This is a genomic window from Streptomyces sp. NBC_01451 (genome assembly GCF_036227485.1).
Taxonomy (GTDB): Bacteria; Actinomycetota; Actinomycetes; order Streptomycetales; family Streptomycetaceae; genus Streptomyces.
In genome coordinates this window covers 2,212,528-2,234,610 of record NZ_CP109479.1, presented here as the reverse complement: position 1 = coordinate 2,234,610, position 22,083 = coordinate 2,212,528, and the positions used below count along the sequence as shown (strand labels likewise).

Annotated in this window: 21 protein-coding genes; 15 read left to right on the top strand and 6 right to left on the bottom strand. The window is 69.8% G+C overall.

What is annotated here, in order from left to right; translation table 11 throughout:
- Positions 1 to 368 precede the first annotated feature (368 nt).
- Both OG595_RS09455 and OG595_RS09450 read right to left on the bottom strand, forming a co-directional pair.
- Positions 369 to 1,688, bottom strand: a complete 1,320-nt coding sequence (locus OG595_RS09455; RefSeq protein ID WP_329269954.1) for a D-arabinono-1,4-lactone oxidase — start codon at positions 1,686 to 1,688, stop codon at positions 369 to 371.
- Complete coding sequence (locus tag OG595_RS09450) at positions 1,648 to 2,886, bottom strand: MFS transporter (protein ID WP_329269952.1); 1,239 nt, start codon at positions 2,884 to 2,886, stop codon at positions 1,648 to 1,650. Before OG595_RS09450 ends, OG595_RS09455 begins: the two co-directional genes overlap by 41 nt.
- Before the next feature lie 150 nt (positions 2,887 to 3,036).
- Here OG595_RS09450 and OG595_RS09445 point away from each other — a divergent pair, with 150 nt between their 5' ends.
- Both OG595_RS09445 and OG595_RS09440 read left to right on the top strand, forming a co-directional pair.
- Complete coding sequence (locus OG595_RS09445; protein ID WP_329269949.1) at positions 3,037 to 4,176, top strand: ferrochelatase; 1,140 nt, start codon at positions 3,037 to 3,039, stop codon at positions 4,174 to 4,176.
- Positions 4,173 to 4,988 (top strand): inositol monophosphatase family protein, encoded by an 816-nt coding sequence (locus OG595_RS09440; RefSeq protein WP_329269947.1) that lies wholly within the window; start codon positions 4,173 to 4,175, stop codon positions 4,986 to 4,988. Before OG595_RS09445 ends, OG595_RS09440 begins: the two co-directional genes overlap by 4 nt.
- Positions 4,989 to 5,174: 186 nt before the next feature.
- Here OG595_RS09440 and OG595_RS09435 read toward each other — a convergent pair whose 3' ends face one another.
- Entirely contained in the window at positions 5,175 to 5,348 is a 174-nt protein-coding gene (locus OG595_RS09435) for a hypothetical protein (RefSeq protein WP_329269945.1), read from the bottom strand.
- A gap of 432 nt (positions 5,349 to 5,780) precedes the next feature.
- On the opposite strand from OG595_RS09435, the gene OG595_RS09430 reads away from it, so the two are divergent.
- The 4 genes from OG595_RS09430 (at position 5,781) to OG595_RS09415 (ending at position 9,312) form a co-directional block, all read left to right on the top strand.
- Positions 5,781 to 6,434: a response regulator transcription factor gene (locus tag OG595_RS09430; protein ID WP_189147587.1), complete on the top strand. Its 654-nt coding sequence runs from the start codon at positions 5,781 to 5,783 to the stop codon at positions 6,432 to 6,434.
- Between the two features lie 6 nt (positions 6,435 to 6,440).
- On the top strand, positions 6,441 to 7,688 hold the full coding sequence (locus OG595_RS09425; RefSeq protein ID WP_329269940.1) for a sensor histidine kinase: 1,248 nt from the start codon (positions 6,441 to 6,443) through the stop codon (positions 7,686 to 7,688).
- A 393-nt stretch (positions 7,689 to 8,081) separates the two neighbouring features.
- A complete protein-coding gene (locus OG595_RS09420; protein WP_006380512.1) occupies positions 8,082 to 8,378 on the top strand; it encodes a DUF4193 domain-containing protein in 297 nt (98 codons plus the stop codon).
- Between the two features lie 13 nt (positions 8,379 to 8,391).
- Positions 8,392 to 9,312, top strand: a complete 921-nt coding sequence (locus OG595_RS09415; RefSeq protein WP_329269936.1) for a hypothetical protein — start codon at positions 8,392 to 8,394, stop codon at positions 9,310 to 9,312.
- Positions 9,313 to 9,420: 108 nt separating this feature from the next.
- Here the strand turns inward: OG595_RS09415 and OG595_RS09410 are convergent, their stop codons facing one another.
- On the bottom strand, positions 9,421 to 9,894 hold the full coding sequence (locus tag OG595_RS09410) for a DUF3093 domain-containing protein (protein ID WP_329269934.1): 474 nt from the start codon (positions 9,892 to 9,894) through the stop codon (positions 9,421 to 9,423).
- A gap of 58 nt (positions 9,895 to 9,952) precedes the next feature.
- Between OG595_RS09410 and OG595_RS09405 the strand changes: the two genes are divergently transcribed.
- The 7 genes from OG595_RS09405 (at position 9,953) to OG595_RS09375 (ending at position 16,577) form a co-directional block, all read left to right on the top strand.
- Complete coding sequence (locus OG595_RS09405) at positions 9,953 to 10,537, top strand: PaaI family thioesterase (protein WP_329269931.1); 585 nt, start codon at positions 9,953 to 9,955, stop codon at positions 10,535 to 10,537.
- Positions 10,538 to 10,548: 11 nt separating this feature from the next.
- Positions 10,549 to 11,100 (top strand): dUTP diphosphatase, encoded by a 552-nt coding sequence (gene dut, locus OG595_RS09400; RefSeq protein ID WP_329282761.1) that lies wholly within the window; start codon positions 10,549 to 10,551, stop codon positions 11,098 to 11,100.
- A 1-nt stretch (position 11,101) separates the two neighbouring features.
- Positions 11,102 to 11,872 carry a DUF3710 domain-containing protein gene (locus OG595_RS09395; protein WP_329269929.1) on the top strand — a complete coding sequence of 257 codons (771 nt, stop codon included), beginning with the start codon at positions 11,102 to 11,104 and terminating at the stop codon, positions 11,870 to 11,872.
- A gap of 182 nt (positions 11,873 to 12,054) precedes the next feature.
- Positions 12,055 to 14,709: a sensor histidine kinase KdpD gene (locus OG595_RS09390; protein ID WP_329269927.1), complete on the top strand. Its 2,655-nt coding sequence runs from the start codon at positions 12,055 to 12,057 to the stop codon at positions 14,707 to 14,709.
- Positions 14,706 to 15,389, top strand: a complete 684-nt coding sequence (locus tag OG595_RS09385) for a response regulator (protein WP_329269925.1) — start codon at positions 14,706 to 14,708, stop codon at positions 15,387 to 15,389. The genes OG595_RS09390 and OG595_RS09385 overlap by 4 nt, the downstream gene beginning before the upstream one ends.
- 66 nt (positions 15,390 to 15,455) lie before the next feature.
- Positions 15,456 to 15,854, top strand: coding sequence for an OB-fold nucleic acid binding domain-containing protein (locus tag OG595_RS09380; RefSeq protein WP_123763560.1), 399 nt, complete (start codon positions 15,456 to 15,458; stop codon positions 15,852 to 15,854).
- Positions 15,855 to 15,857: 3 nt separating this feature from the next.
- The gene (locus tag OG595_RS09375; RefSeq protein ID WP_329269922.1) at positions 15,858 to 16,577 is read left to right on the top strand and encodes a DUF3159 domain-containing protein; all 720 of its coding nucleotides are present in this window, start codon (positions 15,858 to 15,860) and stop codon (positions 16,575 to 16,577) included.
- A 155-nt stretch (positions 16,578 to 16,732) separates the two neighbouring features.
- Here OG595_RS09375 and OG595_RS09370 read toward each other — a convergent pair whose 3' ends face one another.
- Together OG595_RS09370 and OG595_RS09365 are read right to left on the bottom strand one after the other, a co-directional pair.
- Complete coding sequence (locus OG595_RS09370; protein ID WP_329269919.1) at positions 16,733 to 17,410, bottom strand: potassium channel family protein; 678 nt, start codon at positions 17,408 to 17,410, stop codon at positions 16,733 to 16,735.
- Positions 17,410 to 18,081, bottom strand: coding sequence for a potassium channel family protein (locus tag OG595_RS09365; protein ID WP_329269916.1), 672 nt, complete (start codon positions 18,079 to 18,081; stop codon positions 17,410 to 17,412). The genes OG595_RS09370 and OG595_RS09365 overlap by 1 nt, the downstream gene beginning before the upstream one ends.
- A 443-nt stretch (positions 18,082 to 18,524) precedes the next feature.
- Here OG595_RS09365 and OG595_RS09360 point away from each other — a divergent pair, with 443 nt between their 5' ends.
- Together OG595_RS09360 and OG595_RS09355 are read left to right on the top strand one after the other, a co-directional pair.
- The gene (locus OG595_RS09360; protein ID WP_329269914.1) at positions 18,525 to 20,573 is read left to right on the top strand and encodes an APC family permease; all 2,049 of its coding nucleotides are present in this window, start codon (positions 18,525 to 18,527) and stop codon (positions 20,571 to 20,573) included.
- 117 nt (positions 20,574 to 20,690) lie between these two features.
- Complete coding sequence (locus OG595_RS09355) at positions 20,691 to 22,019, top strand: class I SAM-dependent RNA methyltransferase (protein ID WP_329269912.1); 1,329 nt, start codon at positions 20,691 to 20,693, stop codon at positions 22,017 to 22,019.
- Positions 22,020 to 22,083: the final 64 nt, after the last annotated feature.

Genomic DNA, 22,083 nt, shown 5'->3' with positions numbered 1-22,083 from the left:
TCGCTGCTTCCGCTAGTCGAGTGTGGCCTGCCCGGGTGCAGCCTGCCACAACCTTGCCGAGTTGCCCGGCGTGTCGGGCAGGGGCCCGAACTCGCCGTTATACCACGGTTATCTATTCGCAACGCTAAGTGACAAACTCCGTCACCCTGTGCAACGAGCCCCCTCTTGGCGATCCTGGAAGCCCCCGGACGCCCAGGCGGGAGACCGGACCCAGGGCTCGCAACAGTACTCCATTTGGGCCACGTGCGTGGATTGGCACGCCACCCAATTCCAGCCGGAGAGTGCGAGTTGGCCGATCCCCCGCCGGCTCCGTGACCTCGGAGGCAGCGCACTTCACGTAAACATCGGAAACGGAACCAATTCCTTCGCTACGCGCCGAGAACTCGTCGCAAGTAGTCGTTCTGGAACAGGCGTTCAGGGTCGAGCCGGTCCCGCAGAGCGGTGAACTCCCCGAAGCGGGGGTAGACCCCGGCGAAGTACTCGGCGTCCCGCGTGTGCACCTTGCCCCAGTGCGGCCGTCCCTCGTGCGCCGTGAAGATGCGCTCGGCGGCGGTGAAGTACGCCTGGTAGGGCGTCCCGCGGAACATGTGGACGGCGACGTAGGCGCTGTCGCGGCCCGAGGCCGTGGAGAGCGTGATGTCGTCCGCCGGGGCCGTGCGCACCTCCACCGGGAAGCTGATCCGCATGTCCGACCGGTCGACCATCGCCTTGAGTTCGCGCAGCGTCGCCACCAGGGCCTCGCGCGGAACGGCGTACTCCATCTCCACGAAGCGCACCCGGCGCGGCGATGTGTAGACCTTGTACGGGATGTCGGTGTACGTCCGCGCGGACAGGGCCTTGCTGGAGATCTGGGCGATCGTCGGGATCGTGGCGGGCACCGTGCGGCCGACCAGCTGGGCCGCCTGGAAGACGCCGTTGGAGAGGAACTCGTCCTCGATCCAGCCGCTGATCCGGCTGACGGGCTTCTCGGGGCCCGCGCTGCGGTTGTTGCGCTTGGTGTTGGTGTTGCCGGTGTGCGGGAACCAGTAGAACTCGAAGTGCTCGTTCTCGGCCCAGAGTTCGTCGAAGGTGCTGGTGACCTTGTCGAAGGTCATCGGCTCCTCGCGGGCGGTGAGCAGGAAGAGGGGCTCCACGGCGAACGTGATCGCCGTGATGATCCCCAGGGCGCCGATGCCGACCCGGGCCGAGGCGAAGACCTCCGGATTCTCCTTCTCCGAGCAGACGAGCACCGACCCGTCCGCCGTCACCAGCTCAAGACCCTTGATCTGGGCGGCTATCGAGCCCGACTCGCGGCCCGTGCCGTGCGTGCCGGTGCTGGTGGCGCCCGAGACCGTCTGCTCCATGATGTCGCCCATGTTCGTGAGCGACAGACCCTCGCGGGCGAGGGCCATGTTGAGTCTCTTGAGCGGAGTGCCCGCCTCGACCGTGACCGTCATGTTCTCCCGGTCGATATTGCGGATGCCGGTCAACAGTTGAGGGCGGATCAACACCCCGTCCGTGGCGGCGGTCGCCGTGAAGGAGTGCCCGGTGCCCACGGCCTTCACCTTCAGGCCGTCCGCGGCTGCCTGCCGCACGGCCGCGGACAGTTCCTCCACGGAAGCGGGCGTGACCTCCCTGGCGGGCCGGGCGGTGACGTTGCCCGCCCAGTTACGCCACGTGCCGCTCTTGCCGCTCACTGTGCTGTTCAACGGTGCCTCCCCGACACGGAGCCGGTCTGTTCAGCCGGCGGTACCCGAGGAAACCGACCGCGACCGCGACGGCCCCGGACGCCACCGGAACCCCGTACCCGGCACTCGCACCGGCGGCGTCGATCACCCAGCCGGACACGGAGGAGCCGAGCGCGACGCCGACCGCGAGCCCGGTGCTCACCCAGGTCATGCCCTCGGTCAGTTGCGCGCGTGGTACGTGCTGTTCGATGAGGGACATCGTCGTGATCATCGTGGGAGCGATGGACAGACCCGCAACGAACAGCGCCACGGCCAGAGACGGCAAGTTTCCGACCAGTAGGAGGGGGATCATACTCACGGCCATCGCACATATGCCCAGCAACCACCGGCGTTCCAGGCGTCCCGGGAGGTGCAGCAGCCCGAACACGACTCCTGCCGCGCAGGAGCCCGCCGCGTAGAGGGCCAGCACGATGCTCGCGGCGCCCTTGTGGCCACGTTCCTCGGCGAAGGCGACGGTGACCACGTCGACGGCCCCGAAGATCGCCCCGGTCGCCGTGAAGGTGACCACCAGGACCTGGAGACCGGGAGAGCGCAGTGCCGAGCCGCTCCGGTGCCGCGCGAGCGGATGCGGCTTCGGCTCGGTGTCGCGCTGGGAGGTCAGCCAGAAGACGCCGACCGCCAGGAAACAGGCGGCGAGCAGCGGTCCCGCCTCCGGGAACCACGCCGTGGACAGCCCGATCGAGACGATCGGCCCGAGGATGAAGCAGACCTCGTCCACCACGGACTCGAAGGAGTACGCGGTGTGCAGTTGCGGGGTGCCGCGGTAGACGGCGGCCCAGCGCGCCCGGGTCATCGCGCCGACGCTCGGTACGCAGCCGATGCCGGCGCTGCACACGAACAGCAACCAGTCCGGCCATCCGAAGTGCGCGGTGAGCAGCAGACCGGCCGAGGCCAGCAGGGCGCACAGCGTCGCGGGACGCAGCACCCGGCGCTGCCCGTACCGGTCGACAAGGCGCGAGACCTGCGGGCCCACCACGGCGGCGGCCAGGGCGACGGTCGCCGAGAGCGCGCCCGCGAGCCCGTACCGGCCGGTGAGCTGGGAGACCATCGTGACCACGCCGATGCCCATCATGGACAACGGCATCCGGCCGAGGAACCCCGCGGCGGTGAAGCGCCGGGAACCGGGGGCGGCGAACAGGGCGCGGTAGGGGCTGGGCACGGAGGTCTCCGGTCGATCCGGTAAGGCGTGACGGATATGCGGGTAAGGCGTGAAGGAAGCTGTTACAGCTTACGAGTTAGGTGACCCTAACGCACCCTTGAGGACGGGCCGGGATCCCGTCTGTCAGTGGGGGGTGGCAGGATCGGAGCCATGCGAGATGCGCACGACGCCACCCCCTACGACGCCCTGCTCCTGCTCTCCTTCGGCGGCCCCGAGGGCCCGGACGACGTGGTTCCGTTCCTGGAGAACGTGACGCGTGGCCGGGGCATCCCCAAGGAACGCCTCAAGGAAGTCGGACAGCACTACTTCCTGTTCGGCGGGGTCAGCCCGATCAACGACCAGAACCGCGCCCTCCTGGACGCCCTGCGCAAGGACTTCGCCGATCACGGCCTGGAGCTGCCGGTCTACTGGGGCAACCGCAACTGGGCCCCGTATCTGACCGACACCCTGCGCGAGATGGTCCAGGACGGCAGACGCCGCATCCTCGTCCTCGCCACCAGCGCGTACGCCTCGTACTCGGGCTGCCGTCAGTACCGCGAGAACCTCGCGGACTCCCTGGCCGCGCTGGAGGCCGAGGGCCTCGACCTGCCCGAGGTCGACAAGCTGCGGCACTACTTCAACCACCCGGGCTTCCTGGAGCCCATGATCGAGGGCGTGCTCACCTCCCTCGCCGAGCTCCCCGAGGACGTCAGGGAGAGCGCGCACCTCGCCTTCTCGACCCACTCCATCCCGACCGCGTCCGCCGACACCTCCGGGCCCGTCGAGGACCACGGGGACGGCGGGGCCTACGTGAAGCAGCACCTGGACACCGCGCGGCTGGTCGCGGACGCGGTGCGCGAGCGGACCGGGGTCGACCACCCCTGGCGGCTCGTCTACCAGTCGCGCTCCGGAGCCCCGCACATCCCGTGGCTGGAGCCCGACATCTGCGACCACCTGGAGGAGCTGCACGGCGCCGGTGTCCCGGCTGTCGTGATCGCGCCGATCGGGTTCGTGTCGGACCACATGGAGGTCCTGTACGACCTCGACACGGAGGCCAGGGCGAAGGCGGAGGAACTGGGTCTGCCCATGCGCCGCTCCGCGACCGTGGGCGCCGATCCGCGCTTCGCCGCCGCGATCCGCGAACTCGTCCTGGAGCGGGCGGCCACCGAGAGCGGGCAGGACATCACGCCGTGCGCCCTCGGCGAGCTCGGCGCGAGCCGGAACCTCTGCCCTGTGGGCTGCTGCCCGTCCCGTGCCCCCAGGCCCGCCGCCGCGGGCGCCGACAGCCCGTACACGCGAGGACTCCTGTGAGCGGCCCGCAGTCGCCCGAACTGCTCCGGCTCGCCCGTGAGGCGGCCCGCCGCGCGGGAGAGCTGCTGCGGGACGGCAGGCCGGCCGATCTCGCGGTCGCCGCCACCAAGTCCAGCCCCATCGACATCGTCACGGAGATGGACATCGCGGCGGAGAAACTGATCACCGACGTGATCTCCGACCATCGCCCGGACGACGGTTTCCTCGGCGAGGAGGGTGCCTCCAGCGAGGGCACCAGCGGCATCCGCTGGGTCATCGACCCGCTCGACGGCACGGTCAACTACCTCTACGGACTGCCCACTTGGTCCGTGTCCATCGCGGCCGAGCAGGACGGCGAGCGCATCGTCGGCGTGGTCGCGGTACCGATGCGCGGCGAGACCTTCCACGCGGTGCGCGGCGGGGGAGCCTGGGCCACCGGGTCCTGGGAGGGCGAACGCCGGCTCACGGTCCGCCCGGCCCCGCCCCTGGACCAGGCCCTGGTGTCGACGGGCTTCAACTACGTCGCCGAGGTGAAGGCCCACCAGGCCGAGGTGGCCCGGCGACTGATTCCGCTGCTGCGCGACATCAGGCGCGGCGGCTCGGCGGCGGTCGACCTGTGCGACGTGGCGGCGGGCCGCCTGGACGGCTACTACGAGCGGGGTCTCAACGCCTGGGACGTTGCCGCAGGCGACCTGATCGCCCGAGAGGCGGGCGCGCTGACCGGTGGACGCCCCGGAGAGCGCCCGTCACGCGATCTGACGGTCGCGGGCACCCCCGGGGTCTTCGAACCCCTCCAGCGTCTCCTGGAGGACTTCGGCGCCTGGCACGACTGACGAAGGGCAACACACGCACCAGGGGCACCAGCGAGCCGACGGTGAGAGCCCACCAAGGCCCGCAGGGTCGAGCACGGTCGGCGCCTCGACACCGGCTTCCGCGCCCCGCAGGCGAACGAGCAAAAAGAGGTGAGCCCCGGCACTGGATCGATGCCGGGGCTCCTCTTTCTCTCTCTTACGGACTGATCAGACGCCGGCCGCGCCGACCTCCACGCCATGCTCGGCGGCGAGGCGGCGCAGTTCGTCGAGGTCGGCCTCTTCCACCTCGACGAGGAAGTCGTCGCCCTCGTCGCGAGCCCGCGTCAGGTCGGTCTCAGTCGCCCTTATGCGCTGCAGAAGTCCTGCGGTGAATGCGTCCATGCTGCGCCCCCTCGTCCTGGGTCGTGGGTCGACGGCACGGGGGTGTGCCGTCCGGAAGGGGCGATCACGTCTCCAACTGGATGCCCGGCGTTGCCCTGCCGGGCGGCCACGATGCCGGACACCCACGCCGCTCCGCGGAAAGCGGTTCGTTGTACCACTAGGTGTCATGGCACACGCAGAGCGTGATCGCGGGGTGTAAAGCCGTCCTCCCCGTGCTCCCCGCGGAGGAAACCTCCGCCCGCCAAGATTTCTTCCCCCCACCGTCGCCAGGGGCGTCCCCGGTCGCCGGAAAGGAGCCGTGCGGCGATGGTCCGAGGGCCCCTTACAACCGGTTTACGGGCGAAAGCGGCAGGATGGAGGCCTGACCGCAGGAAAAGTTTCCGCCAACGTGCCGTCCCGGCCCGCGGGCGACCCCGAGGAAGGACAAACGACGTGCGCGTACTCGTCGTCGAGGACGAGCAACTGCTCGCCGATGCGGTGGCCACCGGACTGCGCCGGGAGGCCATGGCCGTCGACGTCGTGTACGACGGCGCGGCGGCCCTGGAACGCATCGGCGTCAACGACTACGACGTGGTCGTCCTCGACCGGGACCTCCCGCTGGTGCACGGCGACGACGTCTGCCGCAAGATCGTCGAACTCGGCATGCCCACGCGCGTGCTGATGCTCACGGCTTCCGGGGATGTCAGCGACCGGGTCGAGGGGCTGGAGATCGGCGCCGACGACTACCTCCCCAAGCCCTTCGCCTTCAGCGAGCTGACGGCACGCGTGCGTGCCCTCGGCCGCCGTACGAGCCTGCCGCTGCCGCCCGTCCTGGAGCGCGCCGGGATCAAGCTCGACCCGAACCGCCGGGAGGTCTTCCGCGAGGGCAAGGAAGTCCAGCTCGCGCCCAAGGAGTTCGCCGTCCTGGAGGTGCTGCTGCGCAGCGAGGGCGCGGTCGTCTCCGCCGAGCAGCTGCTGGAGAAGGCCTGGGACGAGAACACCGACCCGTTCACCAACGTCGTCCGCGTGACCGTGATGACCCTGCGCCGCAAGCTGGGCGAGCCCCCTGTGATCGTCACCGTCCCGGGTTCCGGCTACCGGATCTGATCTCCGATGACCACGACACCCGCACCCCCGCAGGCACCTCCGAAGCCCACCTGGGACCCGAGGAAGCCACAGCAGCTGCCCCTGCCCTGGCTGCGCCCGACCATCCGCATACGTCTCACGCTGCTGTACGGCGGCATGTTCCTGATCGCGGGCATCCTGCTGCTGTCGATCATCTACCTGCTGGCCGCGCAGGCCATCCGGGAGGGCAGCGGCAGCCAGTCCTTCCGGATCGACGGCAGTGGCATCAGCATCACCAGTGACACCTGCCCGGCGCTGAACATCGCGACCAACGACGAGCAGCGCAGCGCCGCGCTCAAGGCGTGCTACGACACCCTGCGCCAGCACGCCCTGGACGGCCTGCTCAGCCGCTCCCTGCTCACGCTCCTGGGCCTCGCCGTGATCGCCTTCGCCTTCGGCTACGCCATGGCCGGCCGGGTCCTGACCCCGCTCGGCCGGATCACCCGTACCGCCCGCGCGGTGGCCGGCTCGGACCTGTCCCGCCGGATCGAGCTGGACGGCCCCGACGACGAGCTGAAGGAGCTGGCGGACACCCTCGACGACATGCTGGAGCGTCTCCAGCGGGCCTTCACCGCGCAGCAGAGGTTCGTCGGCAACGCCTCGCACGAGCTGCGAACGCCGCTCGCGATCAACCGCACGCTCCTGGAGGTGCACCTCTCCGATCCGGCGGCACCGCCGGAACTCCAGCAGCTCGGCAAGACGCTGCTGGCCACCAACGAGCGCAGTGAGCAGCTCGTCGAGGGACTGCTGCTGCTCGCCCGCAGCGACAACCAGATCATCGAGCGCAAACCGGTCGACCTCGCGGAGGTCGCCGAGCAGGCCGTCGACCAGACGCACGCCGAGGCCGAGGCCAAGGGCGTCGAGCTCCGCGGCAAGCGCGATCCCGCGGTCGTCCAGGGCAACGGCGTACTGCTGGAGCGGATCGCGCTGAACCTCGTACAGAACGCGGTGCGGTACAACGTGCCGGAGGGCGGCTGGGTCGAGGTGACCACGGCGGTCCAGCACGGGCAGGCGGTGCTGGTTGTCTCGAACACGGGTCCCGTGGTCCCGGCGTACGAGATCGACAACATCTTCGAGCCCTTCAGGCGGCTGCGTACGGAGCGAACGGGCAGTGACAAGGGTGTGGGCCTCGGACTGTCGATCGCGCGCTCCGTGGCGCGCGCTCACGGCGGCCACATCTCGGCGCTGCCGCGTGAGGGAGGTGGACTCGTGATGCGAGTCGCCCTGCCGATCTGAGATCATGTCGCCGACACGCGAGGATGTTCGCTTTGCGCGGAATTTCCGGGGTACCCTCCCGGCGACCTCGTGTGTGATCGATCACAAGGGCGAATTTATGGCCATCCACTCTCCGTGATTGCGCAAGTCGTCGTAAGGCCCGGTAGTTCCGGGTTTTCGAGGGTCTTGATCACGGGAAGTACACGGTGGGGGCCTTTGAAGTATGGCATTCGGACCGTGTACGGTCCCGATCGCCATCCATGCCGATCTCTCTCAGAGGGGCCGGTTGGGTGTCGATTGAGTAACAGACCTTGATGTGAGGCAAAATCTCCGCCTCAGGTCGGGCACAAGTCCGGCCTCTCACGCGTTACCTGCGCTGAGACACCGCAGACACCCAGAGGGGGAGAGCGCGACATGGCAACGGATTACGACACCCCACGCAAGACCGACGACGACGTCGACTCGGACAGCCTTGAAGAACTGAAGGCCCGGAGGAACGACAAGTCGACTTCCTCCGTCGACGTCGACGAGTTCGAGGCCGCCGAGGGCCTCGAACTGCCCGGAGCGGACCTCTCGAACGAGGAGCTGGCCGTCCGGGTACTGCCCAAGCAGCAGGACGAGTTCACTTGCATGACCTGCTTCCTGGTGCACCACCGCAGTCAGCTGGCCCGCGAGAAGAACGGTCAGCCGATCTGCCGCGACTGCGACTGAGGAAGGGTCGGCCGTGACTGGCTCGACCCCACCTTGGAAGCGCCGCTTCCCCCTGCGGGGAGCGGACCAGGGGCCGCAGGACGGCCCTCATGGTGTGCGTGACGACGAGCGGGGCTCATCCGGTACAGGATCGGCCTCGCTCGAACCGGCCGCCGGGCCGGCCGACCACAGGGATGACCTCCCGGTGCCGGCCGAGCCTTCCGCACCCGTCACCGGACGGGCGGCCACGATCCGGGAGAAGGCCAGGGAAGGCGTCCGCAAGGGCGGCAGCCGCGCGAGGGCGGGCCTGGCGTACCTCACGGACCGCATCATCGAGAACGCTCCTCGCATCCCCGTACGCGACCTCGCCACCCTCCGCCGGCAGTTCCCGGGTCTCGGTCCCGAGCAGCTCGCGGACAAGCTCGTCGCGGGCGCCGCGAGCGCGACGGCGACCGTCGGCGCGGGCATCGGGGCGGCGGCGATGCTGCCGGTGCCACCGGCCATGCCGACTGAACTGGCCGCCGAGATCACCGGCGTGGCCGCGATCGAGCTGAAGATGATCGCCGAACTGCACGAGGTCTACGGCGTACGGCCGGCGGGCAGTCTGAAGCAGCGCAGTACCGCCTACCTGAACTCGTGGTCGGGCGAGCGGGGGATCGACGTGACGAAGCCGTCGACGATCAACGCGGCCCTCGGGGGCCAGATGAAGCGCGAACTGCGTCAGCAGATCATGAAGCGGACGATCCGGGACCTGCCCAACCTGATGCCGTTCATGGTGGGCGCCGCCGTCGGCGCGGTCATGAACCGGCGCGACACCAGAAAACTCGCGGACCGCATCCGCAAGGACCTGCGCACGTTCCAGGTCCCCTGGGACCAGCTCCCGGAACTGCCCCCGCTGGAGCCGCCCACGGACGCGCTCAGCCTCGGGGACGGGCCGAAGGAACTCGGGCCGTAAAAGCGCCGACGGGCGCGTACGACCCTGGACGCAGGTGCGGCGGGCAAGTCTTTGCCCGCCGCCGGAGAAGAATTTGCCGACGCGCGCCGAGCCGCCGTGCCGACCGGTTCAGCCCGCGTCGCGCGCGGTCGCCCGCGCCGACTCCAGTGCCGCCACCAGCCGTTGGGGCTCCCGCGTCGACAGGTACAGGTAAGGGGTGGGGTCCGCGGGGTCCGTGACCTCGACGCGCAGCGCCGTGGGGATGTAGGAGCGCAGGAGCATGAAGGCACGTGTGTCGGCCTTGTACGTGCGCCAGGCGCGCGCCTCCTCCGCGTCCAGGATCTCCGCCTCGCCCAGGGCCGCCACCGGGATCTTCGCCTCGCCCGCGATCAACGCGTCCCCAACGACCCGGATCCGGATCGAGCCGTACGAACTCGCCGCCACCGCGGCCACCGCGGTGCCGCCCACCAGGCCGCCGAGCAGGGGCAGAGTGCCGAACGGGAGCAGGATCAGGGCGAAGGAGACGCCGACCAGGAACGAGATCAGCCACCAGGAGCGGGGGGCCGTGAGGCGTTCTTCGTACGGGGAGGCGGAAAGCTGCATGGAACCAAGCTTGGCATGGTGTCGGCCGACGGCCGACTCGCGGGTAAGGTCTGCGGCTGTGAGTGGTACTTCCGCAGCTCTGAAGCCCCCTGCCGACGCCGTGGCGCCCGTGCGGCACCCCGACGCGCCCGCGCCCGGAGAGCTCCTCGGTGCCCACTACGAACAGTGTTTCGGATGCGGCGGTGAACAGGCCCACGGGCTGCACCTCGCCGCCAGGGCCGGAGAAGGTGTCACGGTCACCGCCGAGTTCACCGTGCGGGAGGCCCATCAGGGCGCTCCCGGCCTCGCGCACGGCGGTGTGCTCGCCAGCGCGCTGGACGAGACGCTCGGCTCGCTGAACTGGCTGCTGCGCACCATCGCCGTGACCGGACGGCTGGAGACCGAGTTCGTCCGGCCCGTGCCCGTCGGCACCCTGCTGTACCTGGAGGCCGAGGTCACGGCGGTGGCCCGGCGCAAGATCTACTCGACCGCCACCGGACGCATCGGCGGCCCCGACGGGCCCGTCGCGGTGCGCGCCGAGGCCCTCTTCATCGAGGTCAAGGTCGAGCACTTCATCGACAACGGCCGCCCGGAGGAGATCCAGGCGGCCATGAGCGACCCGGACCAGGTCCGGCGCGCCCGCGCATTCGAGGTGAACCCGTGAACCCCGCACCCATGGGCCGTGAGCCCCTGGACGTTCTCATCCGCCGCGTCGATCCGGACGTACCGCTTCCGGCGTACGCGCAGCCGGGCGACGCCGGAGCCGACCTGCGGACCACCGAGGGGTGCGAACTGGCGCCCGGGGAACGGGCTGTTCTCCCCACCGGGGTGTCTGTCGCGCTCCCGGACGGGTACGCGGCCTTCGTGCACCCCCGTTCGGGCCTCGCGGCCCGGTGCGGTGTCGCTCTGGTGAATGCCCCGGGGACGGTTGATGCCGGGTACCGTGGGGAGATCAAGGTGATCGTGGTGAATCTCGACCCGCACGAACCCGTGCGATTCGAGCGCTTCGACAGGATTGCCCAACTGGTCGTCCAGCAGGTCGAGAAGGTCCGCTTCCGGGAGGTCGCGGAACTTCCCGGCTCGGCGCGGGCCGAGGCGGGCTTCGGGTCCACCGGTGGTCACGCCTCGGTGGGCGGTGCGAGCGGTCACAGCGGTCAGGCCGCAGTAGGCGGCACAACGGGTGGGAATCGATACGCTTCGGTCGTAGCCGACCGGGAAGGACAGTGACGTGTTCGGACGTCGCAAGAAGAAGGGTGCCGCCGAGGACGCGGCCGGCGAGGCCGAGCAGGTCGTCGACAGCGTCGACACTGAGGCGGACGAAGCAGCGGGCGGCCGTGGGCGCGTCCGGCTGGAGCCGGAGCCGCGTCCCGACGGGCCCTGGGACGACACCGAGGTGCGCGAGCCCGGCGAGGGCCGGGTGGACCTGGGCGGACTGTTCGTGCCCGGGGTCGACGGCATGGAGCTGCGGGTCGAGGTCGCGGGCGACGCGATCGTCGCGGCGACCGTCGTGCTGCGCGACAGCGCCGTCCAGCTCCAGGCCTTCGCCGCGCCCAAGCGCGAGGGCATCTGGGGCGAGGTGCGCGAGGAGATCGCCAGCGGCATCACCCAGCAGGGTGGCATCGTCGACGAGGTCGAGGGGCCGCTGGGCTGGGAGCTGCGGGCGCAGGTGCCGGTGCAGCTGCCGGACGGCACGGGCGGTTTCCAGGTCGTACGGTTCGTCGGTGTGGACGGTCCGCGATGGTTCCTGCGAGGGGTCATCTCCGGGCAGGGTGCCGTGCAGCCGCAGGCCGCCGGTCTCCTGGAACAGATCTTCAGGGACACGGTCGTCGTCCGTGGTGAGGGGCCGATGGCGCCCCGCGACCCGATCGTCCTGAAGCTGCCGAACGACGCGCAGATGGTGCCCGAAGGCGTGTCGCAGGTCGAGGAGGAGGCGGGTTCCCGCTTCGGAGGCGGCATGGGCCAGCTGCAGCGCGGACCGGAGATCACCGAGGTTCGCTAGCTCCGCACTTCTCACCGCACGGGCCGTACTCCTCGCAGAGGAGTACGGCCCGTGTTCCGTGCGCCCGTGCGTCAGGGTTGTGTCAAAGACCTGCCTCGGTCTCCCTCTCGTCCCTTTTGTCGACATTGCTGGACGTAGGGTCGACGCTGCGCAATCAGCGGGCGCGGGAAGACAATGAGGCCATGGGACGCGGCAAGCTTCGGATCTACCTCGGTGCGGCACCGGGCGTCGGCAAGACGTACGCGATGCTGTCCGAGGCGCACCGCCGCGTCGAGCGCGGGACGGACTGTGTGGTGGCCTTCGTGGAGCACCACGGACGGCCTCGTACGGAGGTGATGCTCCACGGGCTGGAGCAGATCCCGCGCAAGGACCTGCACTACCGCGGAGCCGTGTTCACCGAGATGGACGTGGACGCCGTGCTCGCCCGCCGACCGCAGATCGCCCTGGTGGACGAACTGCCGCACACCAACATTCCCGGCTCGCGCAACACCAAGCGCTGGCAGGACGTCGAGGAACTGCTGGCCGCGGGTATCGACGTGATCTCGACTGTCAACATTCAACATCTTGAGTCGTTGGGTGATGTGGTTGAGTCGATCACTGGTGTACGTCAACAGGAGACCGTTCCCGACGAGGTGGTCCGGCGCGCGGATCAGATCGAGCTGGTCGACATGTCCCCGCAGGCGCTGCGGCGACGGATGGCCCACGGCAACATCTACAAGTCCGACAAGGTCGACGCGGCTCTCGCCAACTACTTCCGGCCGGGGAACCTGACCGCTCTGCGGGAGCTGGCGCTGCTGTGGGTGGCGGACCGGGTCGACGAGTACCTGACCGAGTACCGCAGTGAGCACCAGGTCTCCAGGATCTGGGGTTCACGCGAGCGGATCGTCGTCGGACTGACCGGCGGCCCCGAGGGCCGCACGTTGATCCGGCGGGCCGCGCGGCTCGCGGAGAAGGGCGCCGGCGGCGAGGTCATGGCCGTCTACGTCGCCCGCAGCGACGGTCTGACCAACGCCTCGCCGAAGGAGCTGGCCGTCCAGCGGACCCTGGCCGAGGACCTTGGCGGAACGTTTCACCACGTGGTCGGGGACGACGTCCCGGTGGCGCTGCTGGACTTCGCGCGGGGCGTGAACGCCACGCAGATCGTGCTGGGCGTCTCCCGGCGCAAGACCTGGCAGTACGTCTTCGGGCCGGGGGTCGGCGCGACCGTGGCCCGGGACTCGGGGCCCGACCTCGACGTCCATCTGATCACCCACGACGAGGCGGGCAAGGGGCGAGGCCTGCCCGTGGCCAGAGGGGCCCGGCTCGGGCGGGCGCGGATCGCGTGGGGCTGGCTGGTCGGCGTGGCCGGCCCGGTGGTCCTCGCGCTGCTGCTGAACGCCGTAGACCTCGGCCTCGCCAACGACATGCTGCTGTTCCTGGCGCTCACGGTGGCGGCGGCCCTGCTCGGCGGCCTCTACCCGGCGCTGGCCTCGGCGGCCGTCGGCTCGCTGCTGCTGAACTACTACTACACACCGCCGTACCACCGGCTGACCATCGCCGACCCGAAGAACATCGTCGCCCTGGTGATCTTCTTCGGGGTCGCCGTGTCGGTGGCGTCCGTGGTGGATCTGGCCGCCCGGCGCACGCATCAGGCGGCCCGGCTGCGGGCCGAGTCGGAGATCCTCTCCTTCCTCGCGGGCAGCGTCCTGCGCGGCGAGACCAGCCTGGAGGCCCTTCTCGACCGGGTCCGGGAGACCTTCGGGATGGAGTCCGTGGCCCTGCTGGAGCGAGCCTCGGACGTCGATCCGTGGACCTGCGCGGGCAGCGTCGGCACCCGGCAGGCGGTGGAACGGCCGGAGGACGCGGACGTGGACATGCCGGTCGGCGACCACATGGCGCTCGCGCTGTCCGGCCGGGTACTGCCCGCCGCCGACCGGCGTGTGCTGGCCGCGTTCGCCGCCCAGGCGGCCGTCGTGCTGGACCGCCGACGCCTCCAGTCCCAGGCCGACCAGGCCCGTACCCTCGCCGAGGGCAACCGGATCCGCACGGCGCTGCTCGCCGCCGTCAGCCACGACCTCCGTACACCGCTGGCCGGGATCAAGGCGGCCGTCTCTTCGCTGCGGTCGGACGACGTGGCGTGGTCCGAGGAGGACCAGGCCGAACTGCTGGCCGGCATCGAGGACGGGGCCGACCGGCTCGACCACCTCGTGGGCAACCTGCTGGACATGTCCCGGCTCCAGACCGGCACCGTCACCCCGCTGATCAGGGAGATCGACCTCGACGAGGTGGTGCCGATGGCGCTGGGGGGCGTACCCGAGGACAGTGTCGAGCTGGACATTCCCGAGACCCTGCCGATGGTCGCCGTCGACCCCGGGCTGCTGGAGCGGTCGGTGGCCAACCTGGTCGAGAACGCCGTCAAGTACAGCCCGGACGGGGAGACGGTGCTGGTGGCCGCCAGTGCCATCGCCGAGCGGGTGGAGGTGCGGGTGGTGGACCGTGGGCCGGGCGTTCCGGACGAGGCGAAGGACCGCATTTTCGAGCCCTTCCAGCGGTACGGTGACGCTCCGCGCGGGGCCGGGGTGGGGCTGGGCCTCGCGGTTGCCAGGGGGTTCGCCGAGGCGATGGGCGGCACCCTGCGGGCCGAGGACACGCCTGGGGGCGGGCTGAGCATGGTGCTCACGGTGCGGGCGGCGACGGCGGGCGCGGGGAACGAGTTCCTGCGGCGCGACGGGGCGGGGGCGACGGAAGTGGGAACAGAAGTGCCGACAGCGGTCGCGGGGACAGCGGTACCGGAGACAGGGGCAGAGGCAGCGGTGGCGGAGACAGTGTCGGCGGAGTCGGAAAGGCAGGTTTCATGACCCGGGTGCTGGTCGTCGAGGACGAGCCGCAGATCGTGCGTGCCCTCGTGATCAACCTCAAGGCACGCAAGTACGAGGTCGACGCGGCCCCCGACGGTGCCACCGCCCTCGAACTCGCCGCCGCCCGCCATCCCGACGTGGTCGTGCTCGACCTGGGACTGCCCGACATGGACGGCGTCGAGGTGATCAAGGGCCTCCGGGGGTGGACCCGGGTGCCCATCCTGGTGCTGTCGGCCCGGCACTCGTCGGACGAGAAGGTCGAGGCGCTCGACGCGGGCGCCGACGACTACGTCACCAAGCCCTTCGGCATGGACGAACTGCTGGCCCGGCTGCGGGCCGCCGTCCGCCGGGCCGAGCCCACCGGGAGCGCCGAGGACGAGGTCATGGTCGAGACCGACGAGTTCACCGTCGACCTGGCCGCGAAGAAGGTCCACCGCGGTGGGCGCGACGTGCGGCTGACTCCCACGGAGTGGCATCTGCTGGAGGTGCTCGTGCGCAACACGGGACGGTTGGTCAGCCAGAGACAGCTGCTCCAGGAGGTCTGGGGGCCGTCCTACGGGACGGAGACCAACTATCTGCGCGTGTACATGGCGCAGCTGCGGCGCAAGCTGGAGGCGGATCCCTCGCATCCGAAGCACTTCATCACCGAACCCGGGATGGGGTACCGGTTCGAGCGGTAGCGCCGGCCGTGGGGAGGCATGGTCCCGGGGTACGTCGCTGTCGGTGGGCGCCGGTACGCTTCAGGTATGAGTGCTGTTCCTCGTTCCGAGAAGCCGGTGGGCCGGTTCCGGCGCATGCTCGACCGGCTCTCCTCGTCGCAGGAGGACCTGGAGTCCGAGGAGCTGCGCGAGGACACCGAGACCGCTGGCTGTACGCGTATCGGTGACTGCCACGACCGACAGATAGTGACGGTTACTGGTACCTTGCGCACGGTCACGCTGCGGCCGAGGGCGGGGGTTCCGGCCCTGGAGGCCGAGCTCTTCGACGGTTCGGCCGCGCTGGACGTGGTGTGGCTCGGCAGGCGTTCCATCGTCGGGATAGAGCCGGGGCGCAAGCTGATCGCGTCGGGGCGGATCTCGATGAGCCGGGGCCGCCGTGTGCTGTTCAATCCGAAATACGAACTGAGACCACTCGGACGGGAGTAGCCGGTGACGTCGCTCGACAAGCCGACCGAAGACGCCCAGCAGGATTCCAGGGCGGTGACCGAGGCCGCCCTCTTCGAGGCGTTCGGCGGTCTGCGGGGCATGATCGAGACGGTCCTGCCGGGGCTGCTCTTCGTCACGATCTACACGATCAACAAGGACCTGCACTCGTCGGCCATCGCGGCCCTCGGTGTCTCGGTGCTGCTGGTCGTGGTGCGCCTCGTCATGAAGGACACCGTCAAGCACGCCTTCAGTGGTGTGTTCGGTGTGGCCTTCGGCGTCGTCTTCGCGATGATGACGGGCAATGCCAAGGACTTCTATCTGCCCGGCATGCTCTACACGCTGGGGCTGGCCCTGGCGTACATCATCACGACGTTGTGCGGATTTCCGCTGCTCGGGGTGATCCTCGGCCCGGTCTTCAAGGAGAACCTCTCCTGGCGCAAGCGGAATCCGGGGCGCAAGAAGGCCTATGCGAAGGCCAGTTGGGCGTGGGGGCTGATCCTGCTCGCCAAGTGCGCGATTCTGTTCCCGCTGTACTGGTGGGCGGACACGGCGTCGCTCGGGTGGGTGCTGGTGGCGTTGAAGATTCCGCCGTTCCTGCTGGCCGTGTGGCTCACGTGGGTGTTCCTGGCGAAGGCGCCGGCGCCGATCGACGTGTTCGCCGAGATGGAGGCGGAGGAGCGGGCGGCCGAGGAGCGGAAGGCTGCGGCTTCCTCTTCCGAGTAGGTTCCGCGGGTTTCGAACAGGGGGAGTGGGGGCGGGCGTGGCTTGTTTCGCCCCCGCCGCCCCTACCCGTCCCATCCCTGGGGGCTGTGCCCCCAGACCCCCCTTTCGCGCTGAAGGCGCTCGTCCTCAATCGCCGGACGGGCTGAAAGCGCCGGTCAGCTCGGGGCTTCCTCCTTGCGCACCGACAGGAGGTCCTCCAGCTGTTCCTCCCTGGCCTGGGCGGCCACGAACAGGAGTTCGTCGCCGGCTTCCAGGGAGTCCTCCCGGGTCGGGGTCAGGACCCGGGTGCCGCGGATGATCGTCACCAGGGACGTGTCCTCCGGCCACTCCACGTCGCCGACCTGGGTGCCGGCCAGTGCCGACTCCGGGGGGAGGGTCAGTTCGACCAGGTTGGCGTCGCCGTGGCTGAAGCGGAGCAGGCGTACCAGGTCGCCGACGCTCACCGCCTCCTCGACCAGGGCCGACATGAGGCGGGGGGTGGAGACCGCCACGTCCACGCCCCAGGCCTCGGTGAACAGCCACTCGTTCTTGGGGTTGTTGACCCGGGCGACGACGCGCGGAACGCCGTACTCCGTCTTCGCGAGCAGGGACACGACCAGGTTCACCTTGTCGTCGCCCGTCGCGGCGATCACGACGTTGCAGCGCTGGAGGGCTGCCTCGTCCAGCGAGGTGATCTCGCAGGCGTCGGCCAGCAGCCACTCCGCCTGGGGGACCCGCTCGACCGAGATGGCCGTGGGGGCCTTGTCGATCAGCAGGATCTCGTGACCGTTCTCCAGCAGCTCGCCCGCGATCGAGCGGCCGACGGCACCGGCACCGGCAATGGCGACCCTCATCAGTGACCGGTCTCCTCTTCAGGGCCCTCGGCGAAGGACGCCTCGACCTTCTCGACGTGGTCCGTACGCATCATCACGTGCACCAGGTCGCCCTCCTGCAGCACCGTCTGCGAGGTGGGCAGGACCGCCTCGCCCAGGCGGGTGAGGAAGGCGACACGCACGCCGGTCTCGTCCTGCATCTTGCTGATCTTGTGGCCGACCCAGGCCGACGACGCATGCACCTCGGCCAGCTGGACGCCACCCGTGGGATCGCGCCACAGCGGCTCCGCACCGGACGGCAGCAGCCTGCGCAGCATCTGGTCCGCCGTCCAGCGGACCGTGGCGACGGTCGGGATGCCCAGCCGCTGGTAGACCTCGGCGCGGCGCGGGTCGTAGATGCGGGCCGCGACGTTCTCGATGCCGAACATCTCGCGGGCCACCCGGGCCGCGATGATGTTCGAGTTGTCACCGCTGGAGACGGCGGCGAACGCGCCGGCGTCCTCGATGCCCGCCTCACGCAGCGTGTCCTGGTCGAAGCCGACTCCGGTGACACGACGGCCGCCGAACCCGGAGCCCAGTCGTCGGAAGGCGGTGGGGTCCTGGTCGATCACGGCGACCGTGTGCCCCTGTTGCTCCAGGGTCTGCGCGAGAGCGGAACCCACTCTGCCGCAGCCCATGATGACGATGTGCACGACCGTCCTTCCGATCCGATGTCGAAGCCCGCCGTTGTCGACTTGGCTTGAACAGGGTCTCAGACCCCCGACCAAGCTATACACGCACGGTGGGCGCGGGGCACCCCCGCGTGCACTCCGTGTGTACCGGTGAGCCGCCTACCTGCGGCTGATGCTGCGCACGCTGGCCACGGTCAGCAGGGCGAGGACGACGAGTGCGGCGGCGGCGCCGATCAGCTCCGCGGCGAGATGCGGCATGAGGTCTCCCGGGCAAGAGGGGGGAAGGGGGAAGCCGGAACGGCGGCTAAAGGGGGCATAAAGGGTGCTGTGGTTTCGTCATATAGCCATGAGGACGCGGTACCAGGCGTGTTCGCCTGTCTCGGATGCCGGGATTTCACTCGGTGGACCGTCGGGTTTTCACCCGGATGTGCCCAGAACAAGGCGGGGAGCTTACGATCCTGTCCGTGTCCAAACTGACCGACGTGCCCAAACGGATCCTGATCGGGCGCGCACTGCGCAGTGATCGGCTCGGCGAAACGCTCCTGCCGAAGCGCATCGCTCTCCCCGTCTTCGCCTCCGACCCTCTCTCCTCCGTTGCCTACGCTCCCGGGGAAGTGCTGCTGGTCCTGTCGATCGCGGGCGTGTCGGCGTACCACTTCAGCCCGTGGATCGCGGTCGCTGTCGTCGTACTGATGTTCACTGTGGTCGCTTCCTACCGCCAGAACGTGCACGCGTATCCCAGCGGCGGCGGGGACTACGAGGTGGCGAACACCAACCTCGGCCCCAAGGCCGGCCTCACGGTCGCCAGCGCGCTGCTCGTCGACTACGTACTCACCGTCGCCGTGTCCATCGCCTCCGGTATCGAGAACCTCGGGTCCGCAGTCCCCTTCGTCGTCGAGCACAAGGTGTTCTGCGCGATCGCCGTCATCGTGCTGCTGACGCTGATGAACCTGCGGGGCGTCAAGGAGTCCGGGAAGCTGTTCGCGATCCCGACGTACGTGTTCGTCGCGGGTGTCTTCATCATGATCGCGTGGGGCGCGTTCCGCGGCCTGGTGCTGGGCGACCACATGCGCGCGCCGACCGCCGGCTACGAGATCAAGGCCGAACACCAGGGGCTGGCCGGGTTCGCCCTCGTGTTCCTGCTGCTGCGCGCCTTCTCCTCCGGCTGTGCCGCGCTCACCGGCGTCGAGGCCATCTCCAACGGTGTGCCCGCCTTCCGCAAGCCCAAGTCGAAGAACGCGGCGACCACCCTCGCGGCCATGGGCATCCTCGCCGTCACCATGTTCTGCGGGATCATCGTGCTGGCCATGACCACCAAGGTGCGGATGGCCGAGAACCCCGCGCACGACCTGCTGGACAAGGGCGTCGAGGTCGGCTCCGACTACGTCCAGAACCCGGTGATCTCGCAGGTCGCCGAGGCCGTTTTCGGTGACGGCAGCTTCTTCTTCATCCTGCTCGCCGCCGCCACCGCGCTGGTGCTCTTCCTCGCCGCCAACACTGCGTACAACGGCTTCCCGCTGCTCGGCTCGATCCTGGCGCAGGACCGCTACCTCCCGCGCCAGCTGCACACGCGCGGCGACCGGCTCGCCTTCTCCAACGGCATCGTGCTGCTCGCCGGCGCCGCCATCCTGCTGGTGTGGATCTACGGGGCGGACTCGACCCGTCTCATCCAGCTGTACATCGTCGGCGTGTTCGTGTCCTTCACGCTCAGCCAGACCGGCATGGTCCGGCACTGGAACCGCCACCTGGCCGTCGAGAAGGACCAGGTGAAGCGCCGGCAGATGGTCCGCTCCCGCGCCATCAACACCTTCGGCGCCTTCTTCACCGGGCTGGTGCTGGTCGTCGTACTCGGTACGAAGTTCACGCACGGCGCCTGGGTGGCGCTGCTCGGCATGGTGATCTTCTACGCGGTGATGACCGCGATCCGCAAGCACTACGACCGGGTCTCCGAGGAGATCGCCGCCCCGGAGGGCCCGAGCGACGACAGCGTACGGCCGTCCCGGGTGCACTCGGTCGTCCTGATCTCGAAGATCCACCGGCCCACGCTGCGCGCGCTCGCCTACGCGAAGCTGATGCGCTCCCACACGCTGGAGGCGCTCAGCGTCAACGTGGACCCGGCGGAGACGAAGGCGCTTCAGGAGGAGTGGGAGCGGCGGGGGATCACCGTCCCGCTGAAGGTGCTCGACTCGCCGTACCGGGAGATCACCCGGCCGGTGATCGAGTACGTGAAGGGGCTGCGCCGGGAGTCGCCCCGCGACGTGGTGTCCGTGATCATCCCGGAGTACGTGGTCGGCCACTGGTACGAGCAGCTCCTGCACAACCAGAGCGCGCTGCGGCTCAAGGGGCGTCTGCTGTTCACCCCGGGTGTCATGGTGACGTCGGTGCCCTATCAGCTCGAGTCGTCCGAGGTGGCGAAGAAGCGGGCCCGCAAGCGGCAGGACTGGAACGCGCCCGGATCCGTCCGGCGCGGGCCGGCCCAGGAGCGGACACACGAACCGACCGCGAAGAACTGACGGCTGTCGGCGACCGCGTCCGGTATCGGCTTGTGGTGAGTGGCCGGGCGGCACCCACGTAGACTGGTGGGCTGTTGTCCGGCCGTTCCCTTTTCTCTCCCCTGGAGTCACCCCGCCATGCAGGCAGAACCGAAGAAATCGCTGGCGGGGCAGGAGTACGAGGTCGAGGTCGGTCCCGTCGCCCATGGCGGCCACTGCGTCGCCCGTACGGACGACGGGCAGGTGCTCTTCGTACGGCACACATTGCCCGGTGAGCGGGTCGTGGCCAGGGTGACGGAGGGCGAGGAAGGCGCGCGGTTCCTGCGCGCCGACGCGGTCGAGGTGCTGACGGCGTCCAAGGACCGGGTCGAGGCCCCCTGTCCGTACGCCGGTCCCGGCCGCTGCGGCGGCTGCGACTGGCAGCACGCCAAGCCGGGCGCCCAGCGCCGCCTCAAGGGCGAGGTCATCACCGAACAGCTCCAGCGGCTCGCCGGCCTGACCCCGGAGGAGGCCGGCTGGGACGGCACGGTCATGCCGGCGGAGGGCGACAAGCTGCCCGCCGGCGAGGTCCCCCAGTGGCGTACGAGGATGCAGTACGCCGTGGACGCGGACGGCAACGCAGGCCTGCGGCACCACCGTTCGCACGAGGTCGAGCCCATCGAGCACTGCATGATCGCGGCGCCCGGCGTCAGCGAGCTGGGCATCGAGAAGCACGACTGGTCCGGCATGGAGTCCGTCGACGTGATCGCCGCGACCGGATCCCAGGACCGCATGGTCATCCTGGAGCCGAAGCCGGGCGCCCGGCTGCCCCTGGTCGAGCTCGACAAGCCCGTCTCCGTCATGCGGGTCGAGGAGCACGACGGCGGCATCCACCGCGTCCACGGCCGCGCCTTCGTGCGCGAGCGCGCCGACGGCCGTACGCACCGGGTCGGCAGCGGCGGCTTCTGGCAGGTCCACCCGGCGGCGGCGGACACGCTGACGAAGGCGGTCATGCAGGGACTGCTCCCGCGCAAGGGCGACATGGCCCTCGACCTCTACTGCGGCGTCGGCCTCTTCGCGGGCGCCCTCGCCGACCGGATCGGCGACAAGGGCGCGGTCCTCGGCATCGAGTCGGGCAAGCGCGCGGTCGAGGACGCCCGGCACAACCTCGCCGCCTTCGAACGCGTCCGCATCGAACAGGGCAAGGTCGAGGCCGTCCTGCCGCGCACCGGCATCACCGAGGTCGACCTCATCGTCCTGGACCCCCCGCGCGCGGGAGCCGGCCGCAAGACGGTCGAGCAGCTGGTGAAGCTGGGGGCACGCAAGATCGCTTACGTGGCGTGCGACCCGGCGGCGCTGGCGCGGGACCTGGGGTACTTCCGGGACGGGGGGTACCGGGTGCGGACGCTGCGGGCCTTCGATCTGTTTCCGATGACGCACCACGTTGAGTGCGTGGCGATTCTGGAGCCTGCCGCCAAGGCCGCCTGAGCCACGGCTCCGTGAGGCCACCGCTCCATGGGGCTACCGCTCCGTGGGGCTCAGGTGACGTTTG